The sequence below is a fragment of the Nocardia sp. NPDC058518 genome (genome assembly GCF_042719655.1).
Classification (GTDB): domain Bacteria; phylum Actinomycetota; class Actinomycetes; order Mycobacteriales; family Mycobacteriaceae; genus Nocardia.
This window is the reverse complement of the sequence record NZ_JBHXNJ010000028.1, coordinates 1-19,564: the sequence shown is the minus strand read 5'-3', so window position 1 is coordinate 19,564 and position 19,564 is coordinate 1. Positions and strand designations below refer to the sequence as shown.

The following is a 19,564-nucleotide window of genomic DNA, read 5'->3' as shown; positions in this document are numbered from 1 at the left end:
CCTCGCCGGGAGCGGCACGAGCCTCTCGTTGTGTGAGCTGTGACGGGCTCACCCGTTCGGTTCTACTGAGCGCTCACGCGCCGTTCTTCCGAAGGCTCCCCGGTGATGGCCGGATCGGTGCCATGTGTAGTTCGATTCTAACCGGGTGCGTCCAGTCGATATTCCGCGCCCGCTCAGTTCCGCCGGGCGTGTCGGCCGGGTGGGACCTGCTCGCTCTCGGGTTTCGGGGTGGCCAGTGCGCTCACGAGCAAACTCGCGGCACCGACAACACAGATCAGAATGCACCCCCACGCCCACACCACCGAACCGGTGGCGAGCGCCGCGACGAGCAGTCCGAAGCCGATCGCCGCAAGAACAAGCGTCAAGACGAGCATGGCGACTCCCAAGCCAACCGAGCAGCCCGACGATAACTGGGCATTCCCGAATCACGCGACGCGCTGCGCCGCGCGACTCGGGAACTAGTTTACTTGCCGCCCTTGGCGAAGGAAGCGGGAGCCAGACTGTTGGCCGAACCGTTGGTTTCGCCCGCGAACTCGCCGCCGTCGACCGGCACGGCCGACCCACGGTTCTCGAGCTCTTCCAGCTGCGATTCCAGGTAGGACTTCAGGCGCACCCGGTACTCGCGCTCGAAGGTCTTCAGCTGCTCGATACGGCTTTCCAGCACCGTGCGCTGCTGGGTGATCGTGGCCATGATCTCGGCGTGCTGACGCTCGGCGTCGGCGGTGAGCGCCTCTGCCTTGTCCTTGGCCTGCCGGATCTGGGTGTCGGAGCGGTTCTGCGCGTCGGCCAGCATCGCGTCGGACTTCTGACGCGCGTCGGCGATCATCGCTTCCGAACGGGTGCGGGCGTCGCCGACCAGTCGCTCGGAGTTTGCTCGCGCGTTCGAGAGCAGACCCTCGGCCTCGGTCTTGGCGTCGGTGGTGAGGCGGTCGGCCATCTCCTGCGCCAGGGTGAGCACCTTCGCGGCCTGCATGTTCGCGTCCGGGCCGTTGTTCTGCACCGGCGCCGCGACGGGCATCGGGGCGGGCGGCGCGACGGGCACAGGCTGCGGAATAGGTTCTGGCACTGGGGGAGGCGCCTGCTGCACGGGCGCCTTCGGGGCGCTGACCGGGGCGGGCCCGCGGTTCTTCTTGGCGTCGGCCAGCTCGGTGTCGAGTTCGGCGACCCGCTGACGCAGGTCGGCGTTCTCCTCGATCAGGCGCGAAAGCTCCTGTTCGACGAGATCCAGGAAGGCATCGACCTCGTCCTCGTTGTAGCCGCGCTTACCGATCGGCGGTTTGCTGAACGCGACGTTGTGCACATCGGCAGGAGTCAGCGGCATCGAAGGATCCCTTCACGCGTCTTTTGGAGAACTAGCAAGCGGTCTTCTCGATTCATTGTGTCACACGGAGGTCACGGGCTGACCGAGCCTACCCACGATCGACATCAGGATGAAGACGAGGAAGAGCAGGACCATTATCGAAAGATCGAGACGAATCCCCCCAAGATTCACAGGAGGTATCAACCGCCTCAGAAGTTTCACCGGGGGGTCGGTAACGGTGAAGATCACCTCCAGGACGATCACCACCACACCGGTCGGGCGCCAGTCGCGCGCGAAACTGCGAATGAACTCGACGATCACCCGACTGATGAGCAACAGCCAGAAGATGAAAAGCACGAGGTACAGAACCGCGAACAGGGCCACGGCTTCACTCTGCCGCAAAACCGGCAAGGTGCAAAATGGCCGCGCCGCGCAGTGCGCGGGCGGCCATCTCGGTGTCGGGTGTGTGTTCCCTATTTCTGGTTGTAGAAGCCGTTTTCGGCGATGCGGCGGCGTTCTTCCGCTGATACGTCGACATCGGCCGGTGAGAGCAGGAACACCTTCGTCGCCACCTTGTCGAACGAGCCACGCAGCGCGAAAGCGAGTCCGGCCGCGAAATCGACCAGCCTTTTGGCATCGGCATTGCTCAGGTCGACCAGGTCCATGATGACCGGATTCCCTTCACGGAACCGTTCACCGATGATCCTGGCCTCGCTGTAGTCGCGCGGACGCAGCGTGGTGATCTTGGACAAGGGACCTCCGTCCTCGAAGATCCCAGGACGCCGTGCGGGCGCGGGCTCGGGGCGCATGCGCTCCTCCAGCCTGCGCTCCTCGGCGTCGGGATCGACCGCGAGCGCACCACGAGTGGAGCCGCGCATACCGGGTGCGACACCGCCTGCCCGGAAGGACCGGCCCGACGACGGCGCCGTTTCGATCCTGGTGGGGCGACGCGGCGTCTCGTAGCGATCGTCGGCGTAGGTGTCGGCGACATAGTCGTCACGACGCGCCTGGTAGGCCGACTTGTAGGCCGGCTGGGGGAAGTCGTCGGCCTCGTCCTCGAAACGGTCGGAGCCGTAACGGTCGTCGGCGTAACGGTCGTAGCTGCGCGGACGGGCGCGGCCCGCGCGCTCCTCGGCGCCGCGAGGGGCATGATCGTCGACGTAGTCGTCTTCGTACTCATCGAGCGGAACCATGCCGAAGTACGCCTTGAACTTATGCAGGGTACTCATCTGGTCGACCTTCCTTCGGCCCCGGTGGCGGCCGGGTGTTGAAGTTCTTGCTCAGCGCCTCTTCAGCCCAATCGTATGTGTCGAATGTGACTGATGAGGTTTCTTTGCTACGCCGAGGTTATCGGCCGGGCGCCCATCAAGGCGGTTCCGACACGCACACACGTCGAACCGTGTTCGACCGCAATCTCTAAATCACCCGACATACCTGCAGAAAGTTCGGTGGCTTCGGCGTGTTGCCCCAGCAGCGAAGTGTGCAATGTCGCAAGATTCGCAAACGACACATCACTGGGGACGTCAAGGGGCGGAATCGCCATCAGACCGGCCAGATGCAGGCCGGGCGCCTTCGCTACCAGGTCGGCGAGGGTGAGTAGATCGGCCGGTGCGACACCCCCGCGTCCGGGGTCGGTGTCCAGGCTCACCTGCAACAGAACCCGCAGCGGCGCGATACGCTCGCCGGCTGCCAGTGCGTCCTGCGCGGCACGGTCTAGAGCGTTTGCCAGACGTTCGCTGTCGACCGAGGCCACGGTGTGCGCCCACCGCGCTACCGCGCGTGCCTTGTTGCGTTGTAAACGGCCGATCATGTGCCATTCGACGTCGTCGTAGGCGAGCTGATCGACCTTCGCGGAGGCTTCCTGTTCGCGGGACTCGCCGAATTCGCGCCGGCCGAGGGCGTGCAGGATGGCGACGTCGGTGGCGGGGAAGAACTTCGTCACCGGGAGGAGGCTGACCGAACCCGCCGGGCGACCCGCGGATTCGACGGCGGCATCGATGCGGGCCAGGAGACCGTCGAGACGGGCAGAGAGCTCCGCGGTGCGGACCGTGTCCGTCGTCATGCGGCGGGGTCCATCCAGATCACGCCCGCGATGCGGCCGGTGGGTGCGCCACGGCGGTGACTGAACAGGGTTTTGTCCTCGATGGTGCAGCGTGGGTCAACGGCGATTCCGCCGACGCCAGCCTCGGTGAGCTGTCGGCGGATGCCCGCTCGCAGGTCGAGACCGGGGGTCTTGCGGACGGTGGTGGTCGCGCTGCCGGGCAGGTGGGCTTCCACGTCGGCGCGCATGGCGGCGGGGACCTCGTACTGGCGACCCGAGGCGGCGGGGCCGAGGAAGGCACCGATGCGGTCGATGCGGGCGCCGACCGAGACCATCGCGTCGAGAACTCGCGGCACTATGCCGATCCGGGCGCCGATGCGGCCTGCGTGGACGGCGGCGATGACGCCCGCCTCGTCATCGGAGAGCAGGATCGGCACGCAGTCGGCGGTGAGCACCACCAGCGCCAGTCCCGGCACGGTCGTGACCAGCGCGTCGGTCACCGGCACCGGTTCGGCGCGCGGCCCGTCGACGATCTCGACAGTGCGCCCGTGCACCTGCTCCATCCACACCAGCCGGTCGGGAGCGAGGCCGATGCCTTCTGCCAGCCGGATCCTGTTACGGCGCACAGCCTCCGGATCGTCACCGACGTGGTCACCCAGGTTGAACGAGTCGTAGGGCGCGGCGGAGAAGCCACCGGCGCGGGTGGTGGTCACCCGGCGAACGGTCACGGTAGGCGGTGCGGAAGTCATAGTTCGAGCGTAGTGCGGTCACGGGGTCGCGCGGTCACCGCGAGGGGTGACGTCGGCAACCCGGGTGCGAACCATCGCATGGCCCCGGACGGCCTCGTTTCGCACCACTTCCCGGCAACGCGACAGCGCCCGAACTCGAAGGGAGTTCGGGCGCTGTCGCACGGGCGAATGCTTTATCGGCGCATGAAGTCCGGGACGTTGATCTCGTCGTCATCGTCGCCTTCGCGAACTTCCGGGTTGTTGACGCGGTTCATGGCCGCCTCGGTGACCCGCTGACGCTCCGACTCCCGGTATCGCTCGGTATCGCGGTAGTTCGGCGCCGCGGCCCGGCTACTGGACACCCCGGCCGTAGCGGGCTCGATGGGACGCGAGGGCGCGTCGGACGTGCGTCCCTGGCCGATCTCGCCGGCGCGGCCGGAACCGATCGGGTTCGCCCCGGTCCGGCTCGTCGTGGCCGCGCTGGACTCGGAACTGCGCCGCGACGGGCCGCCACCGTCGAAACCCGCGGCGATGACGGTGACGCGCACCTCGTCGCCGAGCGAATCGTCGATGACCGTACCGAAGATGATGTTGGCCTCGATGTGGGCCGCCTCCTGCACCAGCGAGGCCGCCTCGTTGATCTCGAACAGGCCCAGATCGGAACCGCCCGCGATCGAGAGCAGCACGCCGTGCGCGCCGTCCATGGAGGCCTCGAGCAGCGGCGAGTTGATCGCTGTCTCGGCAGCCTTCACCGAACGACCCTCGCCACGCGCCGAGCCGATGCCCATGAGTGCCGATCCGGCACCCGACATCACGCTCTTGACGTCGGCGAAGTCGACGTTGATCAAACCGGGGGTGGTGATCAGGTCGGTAATACCCTGAACACCGTTGAGCAGCACCTCATCCGCGGAGCGGAAGGCGTCCATCAGACTCACCGCCGCGTCGCCCAGCTGCAGCAGCCGGTCGTTCGGAATGACGATGAGGGTGTCGCACGACTCGCGAAGCAGGTTGATCCCTACTTCGGCCTGGTTCCCGCGCCGTTTTCCTTCGAAGGAGAACGGCCGGGTGACGACCCCTATAGTCAGGGCCCCCAACTTGCGGGCGATGCTGGCGACGACGGGAGCGCCACCGGTACCGGTGCCACCACCCTCGCCTGCCGTGACGAAGACCATGTCGGCGCCCTTGAGCACCTCTTCGATCTCGTCCTTGTGGTCCTCGGCGGCCTTGCGACCGACTTCCGGATCGGCTCCGGCTCCGAGTCCGCGGGTGAGTTCGCGGCCGACATCGAGCTTGACGTCGGCATCGCTCATCAGCAGGGCTTGCGCGTCGGTATTGACCGCGATGAACTCGACTCCCTTGAGTCCCTGTTCGATCATTCGGTTGACGGCGTTCACGCCGCCGCCGCCGATACCGACGACCTTGATCACTGCAAGGTAGTTGTGCGGGGGCGTCATGGGCTCTCGCCTTCCTTCGATCTTAAACCCTCAACCTCAACCATAGGGTTGGCGTTATGTCAAGTATCCGACTGCTGCGGAACGCTATTCGCAGCCACTGCGATCCCGGCGCAGGCGCGCCGTGATGAGAGCCAGAATCTTGTGCCACAAAGAATGTCGCTCACTTTACCGTGACCAGATTCGGACTCGAAACGTCGAACACGGTCCCCTCACGGGTCAGTAGCGGCAACACGACGGCAGCTTTGCGCTCGCCGTCGCCCGTGCCGCCCCACACTACCTTCCTGCCATCGCGCAGGCTCAGCGAGACGTCCGAAATCGACCGTGCGACAACCTCACCCACCTGCACCGACAAGGCGGGCGGCAGGGTGACCAGCACATCCACCGCCGCCCTGGCCGCCGCGGGCCCGGTGAACGAGCCCTCGGTGAGCAGTTTCGGCACCCCGATGGGCAGTTCGGGCTCGATCGCGAATTCGACGCTCTCGGCGTCGATCAGGTGGGCGCCGTCCGGTGCCTCGAAGTACACCACCGGTGTTCGCTCCACGACGGTGACCAGCACTGTCGAGGGGAATTTACGCTGCACCCGGACCGAGCGAACCTTCGGGATCGCGGCCACGCGCTGGGCGATCGCGGTGGTATCGATCCGTAACATAGAGCGGCCGTTCGGAATTTCGAGCCGCTCGCGCACATCGGTTTCCGGCACCGCCGACAGGCCGTCGATGCGCACGGTGCGCACCGACAGCGCCGGGGTGAACCAGGCCACTGCCACCAGCAGGCTCACCACGACCACCCCGACCACCGTCCAGAGGCGGTAGCCGTGCCACCCGCGTGCGGCGGGCATCGGCAATCTCACCGGCCGCCCTGCTGCGGCCTGGCCCGCAGGCCGTCGAGGATCTGGCTGCCGAGCATGGTGACATCGCCTGCGCCCATGGTGATCACCACGTCACCGTCGCCCGCGAGCCCGGCGACCTGCTTGCCGACCTTGGACATATCCGGCTGGTAGTGCACGGGTTCGGTCACCGACTGGGCGACCAGCGCGCCGTTGACGCCGGGCAGCGGATCTTCACGGGCGCCGTAGACATCGAGTACGACCACCTCGTCGGCCAGGCTCAGCGCGGTGCCGAACTCCGTGGCGAAAGTGGCGGTGCGGCTGTACAGATGCGGCTGGAACACCACGATCACCCGGCCGCGCTGAAGGCGGGCGCCGTCGCGCGCCTCCTGGGCGACGAGCTGCGCGGCGGCCTCGAGCACGGCGCGGACCTCGGTGGGGTGGTGGGCGTAATCGTCGAAGACGCGCACACCGTTTTCCCGGCCGGTGAACTGGAACCGGCGATGCACGCCGCCGAATCCCTCCAGGCCCTGCACGATCTCGTCGATATCGGCGCCGGTGGCGCGGGCGGCCAGCAGCGCCGCCAGCGCGTTGAGCGCCATGTGCCTGCCCGGTACCGACAGTCGCAACGAACGCGCGGTGGTTTCGCCGTCGAGCAGGAACTCGACGATGCCGCCGACGTCACGCGGTTGCCAGTCGAGCAGCCGCGCGCCGACGGGCACTGGGGCATCGGTGAGATCGCCCGATCCGTAGCCGAGGACCGAGATCCCGCGCTCGGACATGCGCGGTGCGACCCGCTGGGCCAGCGCGAGCGAACCGGGATCGTCGAGGCACACCACCAGCAGACCGCCGGGGGCGAGCCGGTCGGCGAAGTCGTCGAAGACCTGGATGTAGGCCTCGTCGGTGCCGAAATAGTCGAGGTGGTCGGATTCGATATTGGTGACCACGGCGACGTCGGGGTCATATTGCAGCAGTGAGCCGTCGGACTCGTCGGCCTCGGCGACGAAGATGTCACCGCTGCCGTGGTGGGCGTTGGTGCCCGCCTCGTTGAGCTCACCGCCCACCGCGAACGACGGATCGGCGCCGCAGTGCTGCAGCGTGACGATCAGCATCGAGGTGGTCGAGGTCTTGCCGTGAGTGCCCGAGACCAGCAGGGTCTTGTGCCCGCGCATCAGCGCGGCGAGCACGGTCGGGCGCATCAGCACGGGGATGTCGCGCCGATTCGCTTCGACCAGTTCCGGATTGGTCTTCGGGATGGCCGCGTAGGTGGTGACGACGACCGTCGGGCCTCCGGGCAGCAGGTCGAGTGCGTCGGCGGCGTGGCCGATGCGCACCTCGGCGCCGCGGGCCCGCAGCGACAGCACACCGCGGCTCTCGCGGGCATCGGAACCGGAGACCTTGCCGCCGCGCGAGAGCAGGATGCGCGCGATACCGGACATGCCCGCACCGCCGATGCCGACCATGTGCACGCGTTCGAGTTCGGGTGGCAGGGCCGCGCCGGTGGACTCCCCGATCTCCTGTTCCCGCTCGCTCATCGGGCGACCTCGGTGACGATCCTGGCCACCGTGTCGGCAGCATCGCGATGGCCTGCGCCTGCGGCGGCGCGGCTCATCTGCGCGAGTCGAGCGTGGTCGAGCAGCAGCGGAATCACCTCATCGATCACGTATTTCGGGGTCAGCTCGGCGTCGGCCACAATTGTGCCACCACCTTGCGCGACCACCGGTCGGGCGTTGAATTCCTGTTCGCCGTTGCCGTGCGGCAGCGGCACGTAGCAGGCGGGCAGTCCGACCGCCGACACCTCGGCCACGGTCATCGCACCGGATCGGCACACCACCGCGTCGGCGGCGGCGTAGGCCAAGTCCATCCGCGACAGGTAGGGCACCGCCACATACGGTGCGGGCGCGTCGGCGGTGCTCACCTCGACGCTGTTCTTCGGGCCGTGCGCGTGCAGCACCGAGACGCCAGCGGCCGCGAGTTGTGGTGCGGCACCGGAGACGGCCTCGTTGAGGCTGCGCGCACCCTGCGAACCACCGAACACCAGCAGCACCGGCCCCTCGGCGGGCAGACCGAAGTGCGCGCGTGCCTGTGCTCGCAGCGCGGGACGGTCGAGTTCGGTGATGGAGGCGCGGACCGGAATACCGACGACCTGTGCGCCTGCCAGTCCCGAGTCCGGAACGGCGGCGAGCACTTTGGCGGCGAGTTTCGCGCCGACCTTGTTGGCGATACCGGCCTTCGCGTTGGCCTCGTGCACGATCACCGGCACCTTGCGCTTGCGGCCGAACAGCCCGCCGCGAGCGGCGAGGTACGCCGGCAGTGCGACGTAACCACCGAAGCCGATGATCACGTCGGCCTGCACGTCGTCGATCACCGCCCTGGTCGCCTTGACCGAGGCGAGCACCCGGCCGGGCAGCCGCAACAGGTCGGCGGAGGGCTTGCGCGGCAACGGCACCGGCGGGATCAGCTCGAGGGGGTACCCGCGTTCGGGCACCAGTTTCGTCTCGAGTCCACGCTCGGTACCCAAGGCGGTCACCCGGATCGAGTCGTCGAGTCTGCGCAGCGCGTCGGCGACAGCCAGCGCGGGTTCGATGTGGCCTGCGGTTCCTCCGCCTGCGACGATCACCGACAACCCGGATCGCGGGTTACTCACCTGGATCTACCTCGTTCTCTGTCGTATCGAATCGATCTCGCGAAGGCATGCGTGATCATGCTCCGCCGCCTCCGCCGGTCCGCCGTTTCACCGGGCGGTGTGGCATCGGGTAGGTCGGCTCCCATGCCCTTGTCGACCGTAGCGAACTCGTGCCGCGGCTTTCCGGCGCGCGTCGCCTGCGATCGGCGGGCGGCTGGCGACGTGGGGCCTGACGTGGGCGTTCGGTTCGGGGACGCGGCGCGACTTTTCGGGGCGCGGGCGGGGTGTACACCTCTGGCACCGGCAGCCGAAGGAGCCTGCTGAGCCTGCCGTCCTGGCCTGCCTTCAGCGCCGATACCGCCTCCGGTTCGTGCCGGGCGGCGCTGGCGATGATGCCGAACATGAACAGCGTGATCGCCAGCGACGAACCACCGGCCGAGACCAACGGCAACTGCAGACCGGTCACCGGCAACAGCCCGACGACATAGCCGATGTTGATCAGCGCCTGCGCGGTGATCCAGGTGGTGGCGGTGGCGGTGAGCAGGCGCAGGAACGGGTCCACCGAACGCAGCGCGATGCGGATGCCCGCGTAGACGAACAGGGCGAGCAGCGCCAGCACCAGCATGCAGCCGAGGAAGCCGAGCTCCTCGCCGATGATGGCGAAGATGAAGTCGTTGTGCGAGTTGGGCAGGTAGCTCCACTTCGCGCGGCTCTGCCCGAGGCCGCGGCCCCAGATGCCGCCGTCGGCGAGGGAGTACTTGGCCTGACGCGCTTGATAGTTGGCGCCCTGCGGGTCGTCACCGGGGTTGAAGAACGCGCGCACCCGGTCGGAGCGGTATCCGGCCGACAGCGCGAGCACCGACGCGGCGACGATGCCCGTCACCATGATGCCGACGAACAACCGCACCGGCAGCCCGCCGAACCACAGCAGCGCCATCAGCACGATGCCGAGCGCGATGGTGGTCGACAGGTTCGGTTCGAGCACCACCAGCAGGCACACCAGCAGTCCGGCGGGCACCAGCGGCACCAGGATGTCCTTGAGCGCCGCGCCGCGCCGCGAGGCGAGCAGGTGCGCGCCCCACACCACCAGGGTCACCTTGACCACTTCGGACGGCTGGATGGACAGCGGGCCGATATCGAACCAGCGCCGCGCGCCACCGTGCATCGAACCGATGCCGGGGATGAGCACCAGCACCAGCGCGAGCACCGAGATGCTGAAGATCGGAAACGACCACTGCCGCAACAGCCGCAGCGGCAGCCGCAACGCCACATAGAAGCCGATCGCCCCGAGCGCGGCGAACATGGCCTGCTGGATGAACAGCGCGTAGGCCGAACCACCACCGGCATAGGCCTCGACGCTCGACGCCGACAGCACCATCACCAGACCGAGCACGGTGAGCAGGGTCGCGATGGTGACGATCAGATGAAACGACGCCAGTGGCCGGGCCAACCACGCACCGAAGCGCTCCCCCGCCCAATTCGGCTGCCCCGAACCCCGCCGGGTGGTACCCGTGCTGCCCTGGCTACCGACCCGGCTGCTGTCCACGCTGCCCCGGCTCTTACCCACGCTGCCCCCTTTTGGGCTGTGACGGGTCGGCCGGGCGCGCCTTCGTCATAGCGCCCGCCCGATGTCACCATCTTCCAGTGCCGTCACCGCATCCACGAAACAGCGTCCGCGATGGGTGTAGTCGTCGTACATATCCAGGGAAGCGGCCGCGGGCGCGAGCAGAACGGTGTCTCCGGCACGAGCCAGGCCCGCCGCGGCGCGCACCGCGCGGCCCATGACCGCCTCGGCTCGCTGGGATCTCGACGACTCCATGTCTGCATCGTCTCCCGCGTCCAGCTCGATGACCGGGACTTCGGGTGCGTGTCGCGCCATCGCGGCGGCGATCACCGGCGCGTCGGCCCCGAACAGCACCGCGCCGACCAGCCGGTCACCGATCTCTTCGATCAGATCGTCGACACCGGCGCCCTTGAGCAGACCGCCCGCCACCCACACCACGTGCGGGTGCGCCATGATCGCGGCGCGCGCGGCGTGCGGGTTGGTGGCCTTGGAGTCGTCGATGAAGTCGACACCGCCCAGTTCGCGGACGAACGCGGTGCGGTGCGGGCCCACCTTGTGCTCGGCGAGGCCTTCCTTGACGAACTGCGGCGCCACATCGATGGCCCTGGTCAGCGCGGACGCGGCCAGCGCGTCGGCGATGCCTGCGGGGCCCTGCGGGCTGATGTCGCTGGTCTCGGCGAGGATCGCGGCCTTGGTGAAGGCGCGGTCGAGGAGCTTGCCGTCGACGACACCCAGCTCACCGTCGGCGGGGACACCGATGCGGAAACCGACCGTGCGGCGGGCCTTGGCCTTGCGGGCCAGTGCGCCCGCGACCGGATCGTCGAGGCCGACGACGCCGACCCGACCGGTCAGCGCACGCGCCTTCGCGGCGGCGTAGGCATCGAGGCCGCCGTGCCAATCCAGGTGATCCTCGGCGACATTGAGCACGACACCGGCCTCGGGTCGCACCGACGGCGCCCAGTGCAGCTGGAACGAGGACAGCTCGACGGCGAGGACCTGCGGACCGGGGTTGCGGCGCAGTGCGTCCAGGATCGGCAGGCCGATATTGCCGCAGGCCACGCTGGAGATGCCGGCGGCACGCAGGATCGAGTGCGTCATCTGGGTGGTGGTGGTCTTGCCGTTGGTGCCGGTGATCACCAGCCACTTGCGGACCGGCCCGTAGATGCGGGCCTGATCGACCCACCAGGCGAATTCGACGTCGCCCCAGACGGGCACGCCCTCGGTGACCGCGGAGACCAGCACCGGCGAATCCGGCCGCCAGCCGGGACTGGTGATCACCAGTGCGAACCGGCTCAGGTCGGCGCTTTCGAGTTCGACGCTCGGGGCGATCTCGAGGCCGAGTTCGGCGGCCTCGGCGAGTGCCTTGGCACCGTTGTCGGTGACAACGGGGTGGGCACCGATATCGCGCAGCGGTTCGATCAGCGAGCGCCCGGAGACGCCCCAACCGGCGACGAGAACGTCGCGGCCACGCAGGAATTCGAGCATCGGGCCCGGGGAACGCAGGGCGCGGGGAGAGTGTTCGACCATGTCTCTACTCACCCGACCTGTGACAGATATTCGCTGTAGAACAGGCCGAGGCCCACCGCGGCGGAGATGCCCGCCAAAATCCAGAACCGGATGATCACCGTGGTTTCGGCCCACTTACTCAACTCGAAGTGATGGTGGAACGGCGCCATCTTGAACAACCGATTGCGCGTGGTGCGGTACACCGCCACCTGCAGCATCACCGACGCCGCCTCGGCGACGAACAGCGCGCCGATCACGGCCATCAGCAGCTCGGTGCGGGTGGTGATCGACAGCCCGGCGATCAGGCCGCCGAGCGCCAGCGAACCGGTGTCGCCCATGAAGATCCGCGCGGGCGCAGCATTCCACCAGAGGAACCCGATGCACGCGGCGGCCGCCGCAGCGCAGACCAACGCCAGGTCAAGAGGGTCTCGCACGTCGTAGCACCCCGGACCTGGGTTGGTGGAGCATGACTTGTCGTACTGCCAGAATGTGATGATCACGTAGGCACCGAGGAGCATGCTCATCGATCCGGCGGCGAGCCCGTCGAGCCCGTCGGTCAGGTTCACCGCATTCGACCAGGCGACGACCAGGAACAGCACCCAGATCACAAAGATGACTGCACCCATCGACACCGTGCTCCAGTCGCGCACGTATGAGAGGTGCTTGCTGGCCGGAGTCAGCCCGTCAGGACTACGGAACTGCAGCGCCAGAACAGCGAAGATGACCGCCGCAGCCGTCTGCCCGATGTACTTGCCCGCGGCCGAGAGCCCGAGATTGCGCTGCTTGCGCAGCTTGATGAAGTCGTCGAGGAACCCGACGATGCCGAGCGCGGTGGTGAGCCCGAGCACGAGCAGACCCGACGCCGTCGGACCTTCCGCGTCGTAGCCGATACCGATAAGGTGCGAGCCGAGATAGCCCGCCCACATGCCGATCAGGATCGCGACACCACCCATGGTCGGGGTGCCACGCTTGGCCTGGTGACTGGCCGGGCCGTCGACCCGGATCTCCTGGCCGAAGCCCTGTTTGGCGAAGACCCTGATCAGTAACGGCGTCAACAGGATCGACACCGCCAGTGCGATCCCCGCCGCGAACAGAATTTGCCTCATCGAGCTGTATTACCTTCCGCTGCCCCGGTCAGGTGCTCGGCGACGGCCCACAGGCCCACCGCCTTCGACGCCTTGACCAGTACCACATCGCCTGCGGCGATCTCGTCGTCGAGCAGCGCGATCGCCGCGTCGATATCGGGAACGAGGATCGATTCCTCGCCCCATGAGCCTTCCATCACCGCTCCCTGGTGCATACCGTGGGAGGGTCGTCCGGTGCCGACCACGATCAACCGGTCGACATCGAGGCGCACAGCCAGGCGTCCGATCGCGTCGTGTTCGATCACCGAGGTGTCACCGAGTTCGCCCATCTCACCGAGCACCGCCCAGCTGCGCCGGGGTTCGGAGCTCGACTTCGCGAGGGTGACCAGCGCTTTGAGCGCCGCGCGCACCGAGTCGGGGTTGGCGTTGTAGGAGTCGTTGATAACGGTGACGCCCGCGGGAGTGGTCGTCACATCCATCCGGCGCACGGATGCCGCGGTGGCACCGGACAGCGCCTGGGCGACGGTCGCCAGATCGGCACCACATTCGAGGGCGACGGCCGCGGCGGCCAGGGCGTTGCCGACCTGGTGCTCGCCGTGCACCGCGAGCTGGATCGGGATCGACTCGCCCGCGACGTGCAGGGTGAAGTGGGCGCGGGCCTGGTCGTCGGTGATCACGTCGGTGGCGCGGATGTCGGCGTCGCCGGACAGGCCGACCTTCACCACGCGCGCCTTGGTGCGCGATGCCATGGCCGAGACGTTCGGATCGTCGGCGTTGAGCACGGCCAGCCCTTCGGCGGGCAGTGCTTCGACGAGCTCGCCCTTGGCTTGCGCGATCGCCTCGCGGCTACCGAATTCCCCGAGGTGGGCGGTGCCCACATTGAGTACGACGCCGATCCGGGGCGGCGCGATGCGGGCCGCGGCGGCGATGTGGCCGACACCGCGAGCCGACAGTTCGAGCGCGAGAAACTTGGTGTCCAGACCGGCGCGCAGGGCAGTCCACGGGTGGCCGAGTTCGCTGTTGAACGAGCCGGGCGGCGCGATGACCGGACCCAGCGGCGCCAGCACGGCGGCCAGCAGATCCTTGGTCGAGGTCTTGCCGGAGGACCCGGTGACGCCGACGACGGTGAGACCGGTGCGCTCGGCCAGCCTCTCGGTGCTGACCCGCGCCAGCTCGGCCAGCGCGGCCAGCACGGCCGCGCCGGAGCCGACGCTGTCATCGTGGCTGAGCGCCACCGACGTCCCCGGAACTGCGCCGAGGCTGGGTGCCACGACAATGGCGGGCACGCCGACCGGGCGGGCAGCGAGAACCGCGACCGCTCCGGCGGCGACCGCCTTCGCGGCGTAGTCGTGCCCGTCGGAGTTCGCGCCGGGCAGGGCGAGGAACAGATCGCCGGAACCGATTCGGCGCGAATCGAATTCGACCGAACCGGTCACCAGTGCCTGGGGGTCGGGTACGTCGTGCAGCTCGCCGCCGACGACGTCCGCGATCTCCCGCAGTGTCATCTCGATCATGAAACCGTCAAGTCCTCCGAGTCCGTGTGCGGACTGTGTCGTATCCGTAGGGCATCCAGCGCCGCCGCGACCACCTCGCGGTCGTCGAAGGGATGCTTGACGCCCTTGATCTCCTGCCCCGCCTCGTGGCCCTTACCCGCGACGAGCACTACGTCGCCGGAACGCGCCCAGTCGAGTGCGGCGGTGATGGCCGCCGCGCGGTCACCGATCTCGCGGATCTCGCCGCGGTCGGTGGCCGGGAGTTCGTGCGCACCGGCCACCACGGCGGACCTGATGGCCGCCGGGTCCTCGGTGCGTGGGTTGTCGTCGGTGACGATCAGCAGATCGGCGTGGGCCGCCGCGGCGCCCATGAGCGGGCGTTTGGCCACGTCACGGTCGCCACCGGCGCCGAGCACGACGGCCAGCCTGCCTGCTCCGGCTTCGGTGAGGTGGCCACGCAGGGTCGTCACCACCGATTCGATGGCGGCGGGCTTGTGCGCGTAGTCGACGACGGCGAGGAAATCCTGGCCGCGCTCGACGCGCTGCATCCGGCCTGGCACGTCGACGACGGCGAGCGCCGGGGCCGCGACGGCGGGATCGACGCCGGCCGCGGCGCAGGTGGCGACGGCCAGGAGCGCGTTGGCGACGTTGTAGCGGCCGGGCAGGCGCAGGCCGACCGTCAGTTCGCCGTCGGGTCCGGCGGCGGTGAATTCCTGTTCGCCGCCGGTGGTTTTGATGTCGCCGCTGACCTGCCAGGTGGCCGCGCCGGTCGTCGACACGGTGACCGGATCGACCAGGTCACCGGCGAGGCGGGTGCCCCATTCGTCGTCGACGCAGATCACGGCGGTGCGCGCGGCGACCGGCGAATCCGCGTCGAACAGCCGCCGTTTCGCGGCGAAGTAGTCCTCGAAGTCGGCGTGGAAGTCGAGATGGTCCTGGGAGAGATTGGTGAAGGCGCCGACCGCGAACCGCACACCATCGACCCGGCCCAGCGCGAGCGCGTGGCTCGACACCTCCATCACGACCGCGTCGACGCCCTGCTCCACCATCGCGGCGAACATCGCGTGCAGTTGCGGCGCCTCGGGGGTGGTGAGCGCGCTCGGCACCCGCTGCCCGCCGATCCGGGTCTCGATGGTGCCGATCAGCCCGGTGGACAGTCCGGCCGCGGCCAGACCTGCTTCCACCAGATACGAGGTGGTGGTCTTGCCCGAGGTGCCGGTGATGCCCACGATGCGCAGCCGATCGCTGGGGCGGCCGTAGATCTCGGCGGAGAGTTCGCCGAGTACCGCGCGGGGCTGCTCGCGCACCAGCACGGGTACCGCGACGTCACCGATCAGCTCGGCGCCCGCGGCATCGGTGAACACGGCCACCGCGCCGTTCGCGATCGCGTCGGCGGCGAATCGGGCGCCGTGCGAGTTCGCGCCGGGTAGCGCGGCGAACAGGTCACCGGCGCGCACCGCGTTGGATCGTTGCTCGATGCCGGTGACGCTCACCTCTGATACGGACACGACGACCGTGGCACCTGCGAGGTCCAGCACGGCCTGCAGCGGCGTCAACGGCGGCGTGTTCGGCCGGAGCGCCTGCGGGTTGGACTTCGCGGACACGGGGCTCCCTCTGGTCATTCGAGCGGGTCGGATGAGTCGATCAGTCAGGTTACCGATAGCGGTTGAAGCGCGCGCTCCCGCCCACGACACACCACGCCCACGATGTAGCTTCTGGCATCTGCCGTCTCACCTCGAAGGCAACCCCGCCCCGCGCTCGGCCATCGATGTGAGCCCGCACTAATTCGTCCGCGTAGCAGCACGCGTCCCGAACTGCAAATGGTTGAAAACTCCCTGGCCCACAGCTAGACTAACAACCGCTCCCACTTGGGGGGAGTGCAATGGTTCACTTGGAGGGGAAAATGAACAGGACGTTGATCGTCGCGTTTACAGCGCTGGCTTTTACATTGCTGACAGTCGGATCCAGTAATGCCTTGCCGTCAAATGGCGCCTGGGAGAAGCAAGGCCCGTTTCGTTCCATGGCGGCATGCAATAACGCCCTTGCTGAAGCCAGAGCGAACGCAGGAGGGGGAAGATACATCGAGTTCCAAGACTGCGTCCCCGTACGTTGGGATTACTACTACATGGCTCGCTACCGCCCCGCTTAGGACCGGTTCCTAGAGTCATGACCGGGCAGGGGCCTCACAATCCAAGGGTGGCTCCTGCCCTGGTCAACCACCATAAAGCTCCCGAAAAATCGATAGATACGACGTCAGCGAACTTGGCTTGAAATTCAACCCTGGGCTGGTCATGCATTCATAGCACACTGAATTCAGAAATGTCATTTCTTGCATCGCGGCTCGCACGATAGAGAGATTTCCGCCAAACAATATAGACTCCGGGGCATGAAACCATGAACGACGATGTGTTTACGCTAAATAATAGCGTCGAAGTCGAGCTTCATGATAATAGAATCGAAACTCTAAAGATATTGCCTACAGTCATATAGCAGCGTCTGGATTGCGCCTACTCGATTACAGTAGTCAGTCGTAACGCAGCAGCGATCTTCCACTTCGGCGTGGACCCGAATTTACGTTGGCATATAGCCGAAGTCGACAGTCCCCGATTTGATCGAATTTTCGGTATTGCCCCCCATCGATCTTATTCGCAATAATATCCCATTTCGCTACTGAACAATTTGCCCCTGCCAGCGACGATCAGTCGGGGTGGGGGTTGCGGCATACCGGACCATCGAGCGAGTAGCGGCGCGGCGCTCACTTCCGGCACCTCCGGCCGGAAGTCCGTGGTAGTTGACTGTCACCGGACCTGGCACCACCTTCAGGACCACGAACCGATGGTGATGACTCAGAAGGCATTTCGCAGCCGTCAAAGCGCAGCACTTCAGGGTAGCCGTCGGCCCGCCAAGGTCCGATCACCATCCGAAGCCGCTGCGGGCAAGCCGCAGTACGGCCCGAGGCCAACGCGAGATGTGCCGACGGACGGACTCAGGACGAGGCCTCCAGCACCAATCGCTTGGGCTCGGGCGAGGGCGGCACCCGATCGCGCTGCAAGGCCCAGGAGGCGATGCTGTGGAACAGGGGCGCGGCCGACCCGCCGCCGGTGCCGTCGGAGCTGCGCACCGGCGCGTCGAGCATCATGCCGATCACGTAGCGGGGGTTGTCGGCGGGGGCCATCCCGGCGAACGTGCTGTAGAACGACGAGGTCGAATAGCACCGGCACGCGGGGTCGACCTTCTGCGCGGTGCCGGTCTTGCCCGCCACCTGGTATCCCTCGATCGAGGCGGGTGCGCCGGTGCCCATCTGCACGCCCATCGGGTCCTTCTGCACGGTCGCCTGGAACATCTCGCGCAGGGTGTGCGCGGTCTGCGGGCTCACCACGCGCACGCCGTCGGGCTGCAGTTCCTCGGTGCGGGTGCCGTTCGGGGCCACCTTGGCCTTGACGATGCGCGGCGGGATCCGCAGGCCGTCGTTGGCGATGGCCTGATACATCGCGGTCATCTGCAGGGTTGTCATCGAAAGGCCCTGGCCGATGGGCAGATTCGCGAAGGAACCACCGGACCACTGGTCACGGGCCGGTACCTGGCCGCTGCTCTCGCCGGGCAGGCCGACGCCGGTGCGCTGGCCGAGCCCGAACCGGTTGATCATGTCGGCGAACCGGTCCTCACCCACGCGCTGGGCGAGCATGAGAGTGCCGACGTTGGAAGACTTTCCGAAGATGCCGGTCGTCGTGTACGGCGCGACGTCGTGTTGCCACGCGTCGTTCACGGTGACACCCGACATGCGGATCGAGCCGGGCACCTGCAGCACCTCGTCGGGAGTGGTCACGCCGTATTCGATGGCGGCCGCCGCGGTGACGATCTTGTTGACCGAGCCGGGTTCGAACGGTTCGGTGACCGACGGGTTGCCCATCTTGCCCGAGGCCCAATGATTCGGGCCGAGTGCGGGATTGAAGGTGCCGTCGTTGGCCATCGCGAGCACCTGGCCGGTCTTGGCGTCGAGCACCACCGCCGAGGCCGAGGACGCGCCGGAGACCTGTTTGGCCTGTTGCACCTGCTGCTGCACGTAGTACTGCAGGTCCGCGTCGAGCGTCAGCTCGACGCCGTAGCCGTTCACCGCGGGCTGCAGGTCACGGTAGCTGCCGGGGATCACCGCGCCGTCGGAACCCTGGTCGTAGGTGCGCGAACCGTCGGTACCCGAGAGCACCGAGTCCAGTGCCGATTCCAGCCCCATCTGACCGTGTTTGTCGCCGCCGATCGCGCCGATGACATTGGATGCCAGTGAGCCACCGGGATACTCGCGCAGGTCCTGTCGCTCGGCGCCGACCTCCGGGAATTTGGCGGTGATCTCGGCCGCCACGCGCGGATCGACATTCTTGACCAGGTAGTGGAACAGTTTGTCGCTGCGCAGCTTGTCCAGCAGTTCCTGCTCGGTGGGCAGTCCGGGGGCCGCGCCGACCTTCTCGTGGATGAACTTCGCGATATCCTCGAGCCGCTGCTCCGGGTCCGGTGCGCTCGGCTTGAGCTTCTTCGCTTCCGCCAGCTGCTTGCGCACCGTGACCGGCTGGAACGTCAGGGCTTTCACGGTGAGCGTGAACGCGAGCTGATTGCCGTGCCGGTCGGTGATCGGACCACGCACCGCGGCCTCGGTGTCCTTCTTGGTGCGCTGCGACGCCGACTGCGCCTGCAACGCCGGGGCGGCGAGGCTCTGGATGTAGAGCAGCTGCAACGCGACCACCGCCAGGGTGGCCAGCAGGGTGACCCGGCCGACGCCGAGGCGAAGGCGGATCGGCCGGTCCGGCGAGAGCGAGCCGGAGCGGCGGGCCCTCGACGAGACCGGCCCGCGGGGGGGGGGGGGGGCCGCGGGGCCCGCGGGGGAGGATGGGACACAAAGTGTTTTTAGAACCCCGCGCGGGGGGGGGGGGGGGGGGGCCGCCCCCCGGC

The 19,564-nt window shown here is 67.6% G+C and carries 16 protein-coding genes; all 16 read right to left on the bottom strand.

The features are described from left to right. Positions 1–173: 173 nt before the first annotated feature. Positions 174–374 carry a hypothetical protein gene (locus tag ACFWPX_RS32615; RefSeq protein WP_378921520.1) on the bottom strand — a complete coding sequence of 67 codons (201 nt, stop codon included), beginning with the start codon at positions 372–374 and terminating at the stop codon, positions 174–176. An 89-nt stretch (positions 375–463) separates the two neighbouring features. Beyond that, entirely contained in the window at positions 464–1,321 is an 858-nt protein-coding gene (locus ACFWPX_RS32610; protein ID WP_378921518.1) for a DivIVA domain-containing protein, read from the bottom strand. 60 nt (positions 1,322–1,381) lie between these two features. Further along, a complete protein-coding gene (locus tag ACFWPX_RS32605; protein ID WP_056816435.1) occupies positions 1,382–1,684 on the bottom strand; it encodes a YggT family protein in 303 nt (100 codons plus the stop codon). Positions 1,685–1,773: 89 nt separating this feature from the next. After that, entirely contained in the window at positions 1,774–2,529 is a 756-nt protein-coding gene (locus ACFWPX_RS32600; RefSeq protein ID WP_378921516.1) for a cell division protein SepF, read from the bottom strand. A 107-nt stretch (positions 2,530–2,636) separates the two neighbouring features. Continuing rightward, on the bottom strand, positions 2,637–3,362 hold the full coding sequence (locus ACFWPX_RS32595) for a YggS family pyridoxal phosphate-dependent enzyme (protein WP_378931900.1): 726 nt from the start codon (positions 3,360–3,362) through the stop codon (positions 2,637–2,639). Then, entirely contained in the window at positions 3,359–4,090 is a 732-nt protein-coding gene (gene pgeF, locus ACFWPX_RS32590) for a peptidoglycan editing factor PgeF (RefSeq protein ID WP_378931898.1), read from the bottom strand. The genes ACFWPX_RS32595 and pgeF overlap by 4 nt, the downstream gene beginning before the upstream one ends. Before the next feature lie 173 nt (positions 4,091–4,263). Next, complete coding sequence (ftsZ, locus tag ACFWPX_RS32585; RefSeq protein ID WP_378931896.1) at positions 4,264–5,523, bottom strand: cell division protein FtsZ; 1,260 nt, start codon at positions 5,521–5,523, stop codon at positions 4,264–4,266. 160 nt (positions 5,524–5,683) lie between these two features. Continuing rightward, positions 5,684–6,361, bottom strand: a complete 678-nt coding sequence (locus ACFWPX_RS32580; RefSeq protein ID WP_378921508.1) for a cell division protein FtsQ/DivIB — start codon at positions 6,359–6,361, stop codon at positions 5,684–5,686. A gap of 8 nt (positions 6,362–6,369) precedes the next feature. Then, on the bottom strand, positions 6,370–7,884 hold the full coding sequence (gene murC, locus ACFWPX_RS32575; protein WP_378921506.1) for a UDP-N-acetylmuramate--L-alanine ligase: 1,515 nt from the start codon (positions 7,882–7,884) through the stop codon (positions 6,370–6,372). Further along, entirely contained in the window at positions 7,881–8,996 is a 1,116-nt protein-coding gene (gene murG / locus ACFWPX_RS32570) for an undecaprenyldiphospho-muramoylpentapeptide beta-N-acetylglucosaminyltransferase (protein WP_378931894.1), read from the bottom strand. The genes murC and murG overlap by 4 nt, the downstream gene beginning before the upstream one ends. 55 nt (positions 8,997–9,051) lie before the next feature. Beyond that, the gene (ftsW, locus tag ACFWPX_RS32565; RefSeq protein WP_378921584.1) at positions 9,052–10,425 is read right to left on the bottom strand and encodes a putative lipid II flippase FtsW; all 1,374 of its coding nucleotides are present in this window, start codon (positions 10,423–10,425) and stop codon (positions 9,052–9,054) included. A 162-nt stretch (positions 10,426–10,587) separates the two neighbouring features. Beyond that, positions 10,588–12,024 carry a UDP-N-acetylmuramoyl-L-alanine--D-glutamate ligase gene (gene murD / locus ACFWPX_RS32560; protein ID WP_378921582.1) on the bottom strand — a complete coding sequence of 479 codons (1,437 nt, stop codon included), beginning with the start codon at positions 12,022–12,024 and terminating at the stop codon, positions 10,588–10,590. A 50-nt stretch (positions 12,025–12,074) separates the two neighbouring features. Then, positions 12,075–13,151: a phospho-N-acetylmuramoyl-pentapeptide-transferase gene (gene mraY / locus ACFWPX_RS32555; protein ID WP_378921502.1), complete on the bottom strand. Its 1,077-nt coding sequence runs from the start codon at positions 13,149–13,151 to the stop codon at positions 12,075–12,077. After that, positions 13,148–14,644, bottom strand: a complete 1,497-nt coding sequence (gene murF / locus ACFWPX_RS32550; protein WP_378921500.1) for a UDP-N-acetylmuramoyl-tripeptide--D-alanyl-D-alanine ligase — start codon at positions 14,642–14,644, stop codon at positions 13,148–13,150. Before murF ends, mraY begins: the two co-directional genes overlap by 4 nt. After that, the gene (locus ACFWPX_RS32545) at positions 14,641–16,245 is read right to left on the bottom strand and encodes a UDP-N-acetylmuramoyl-L-alanyl-D-glutamate--2,6-diaminopimelate ligase (protein ID WP_378931892.1); all 1,605 of its coding nucleotides are present in this window, start codon (positions 16,243–16,245) and stop codon (positions 14,641–14,643) included. Before ACFWPX_RS32545 ends, murF begins: the two co-directional genes overlap by 4 nt. 1,364 nt (positions 16,246–17,609) lie before the next feature. Next, positions 17,610–19,409 carry a peptidoglycan D,D-transpeptidase FtsI family protein gene (locus tag ACFWPX_RS32540; protein WP_378931983.1) on the bottom strand — a complete coding sequence of 600 codons (1,800 nt, stop codon included), beginning with the start codon at positions 19,407–19,409 and terminating at the stop codon, positions 17,610–17,612. Positions 19,410–19,564: the final 155 nt, after the last annotated feature.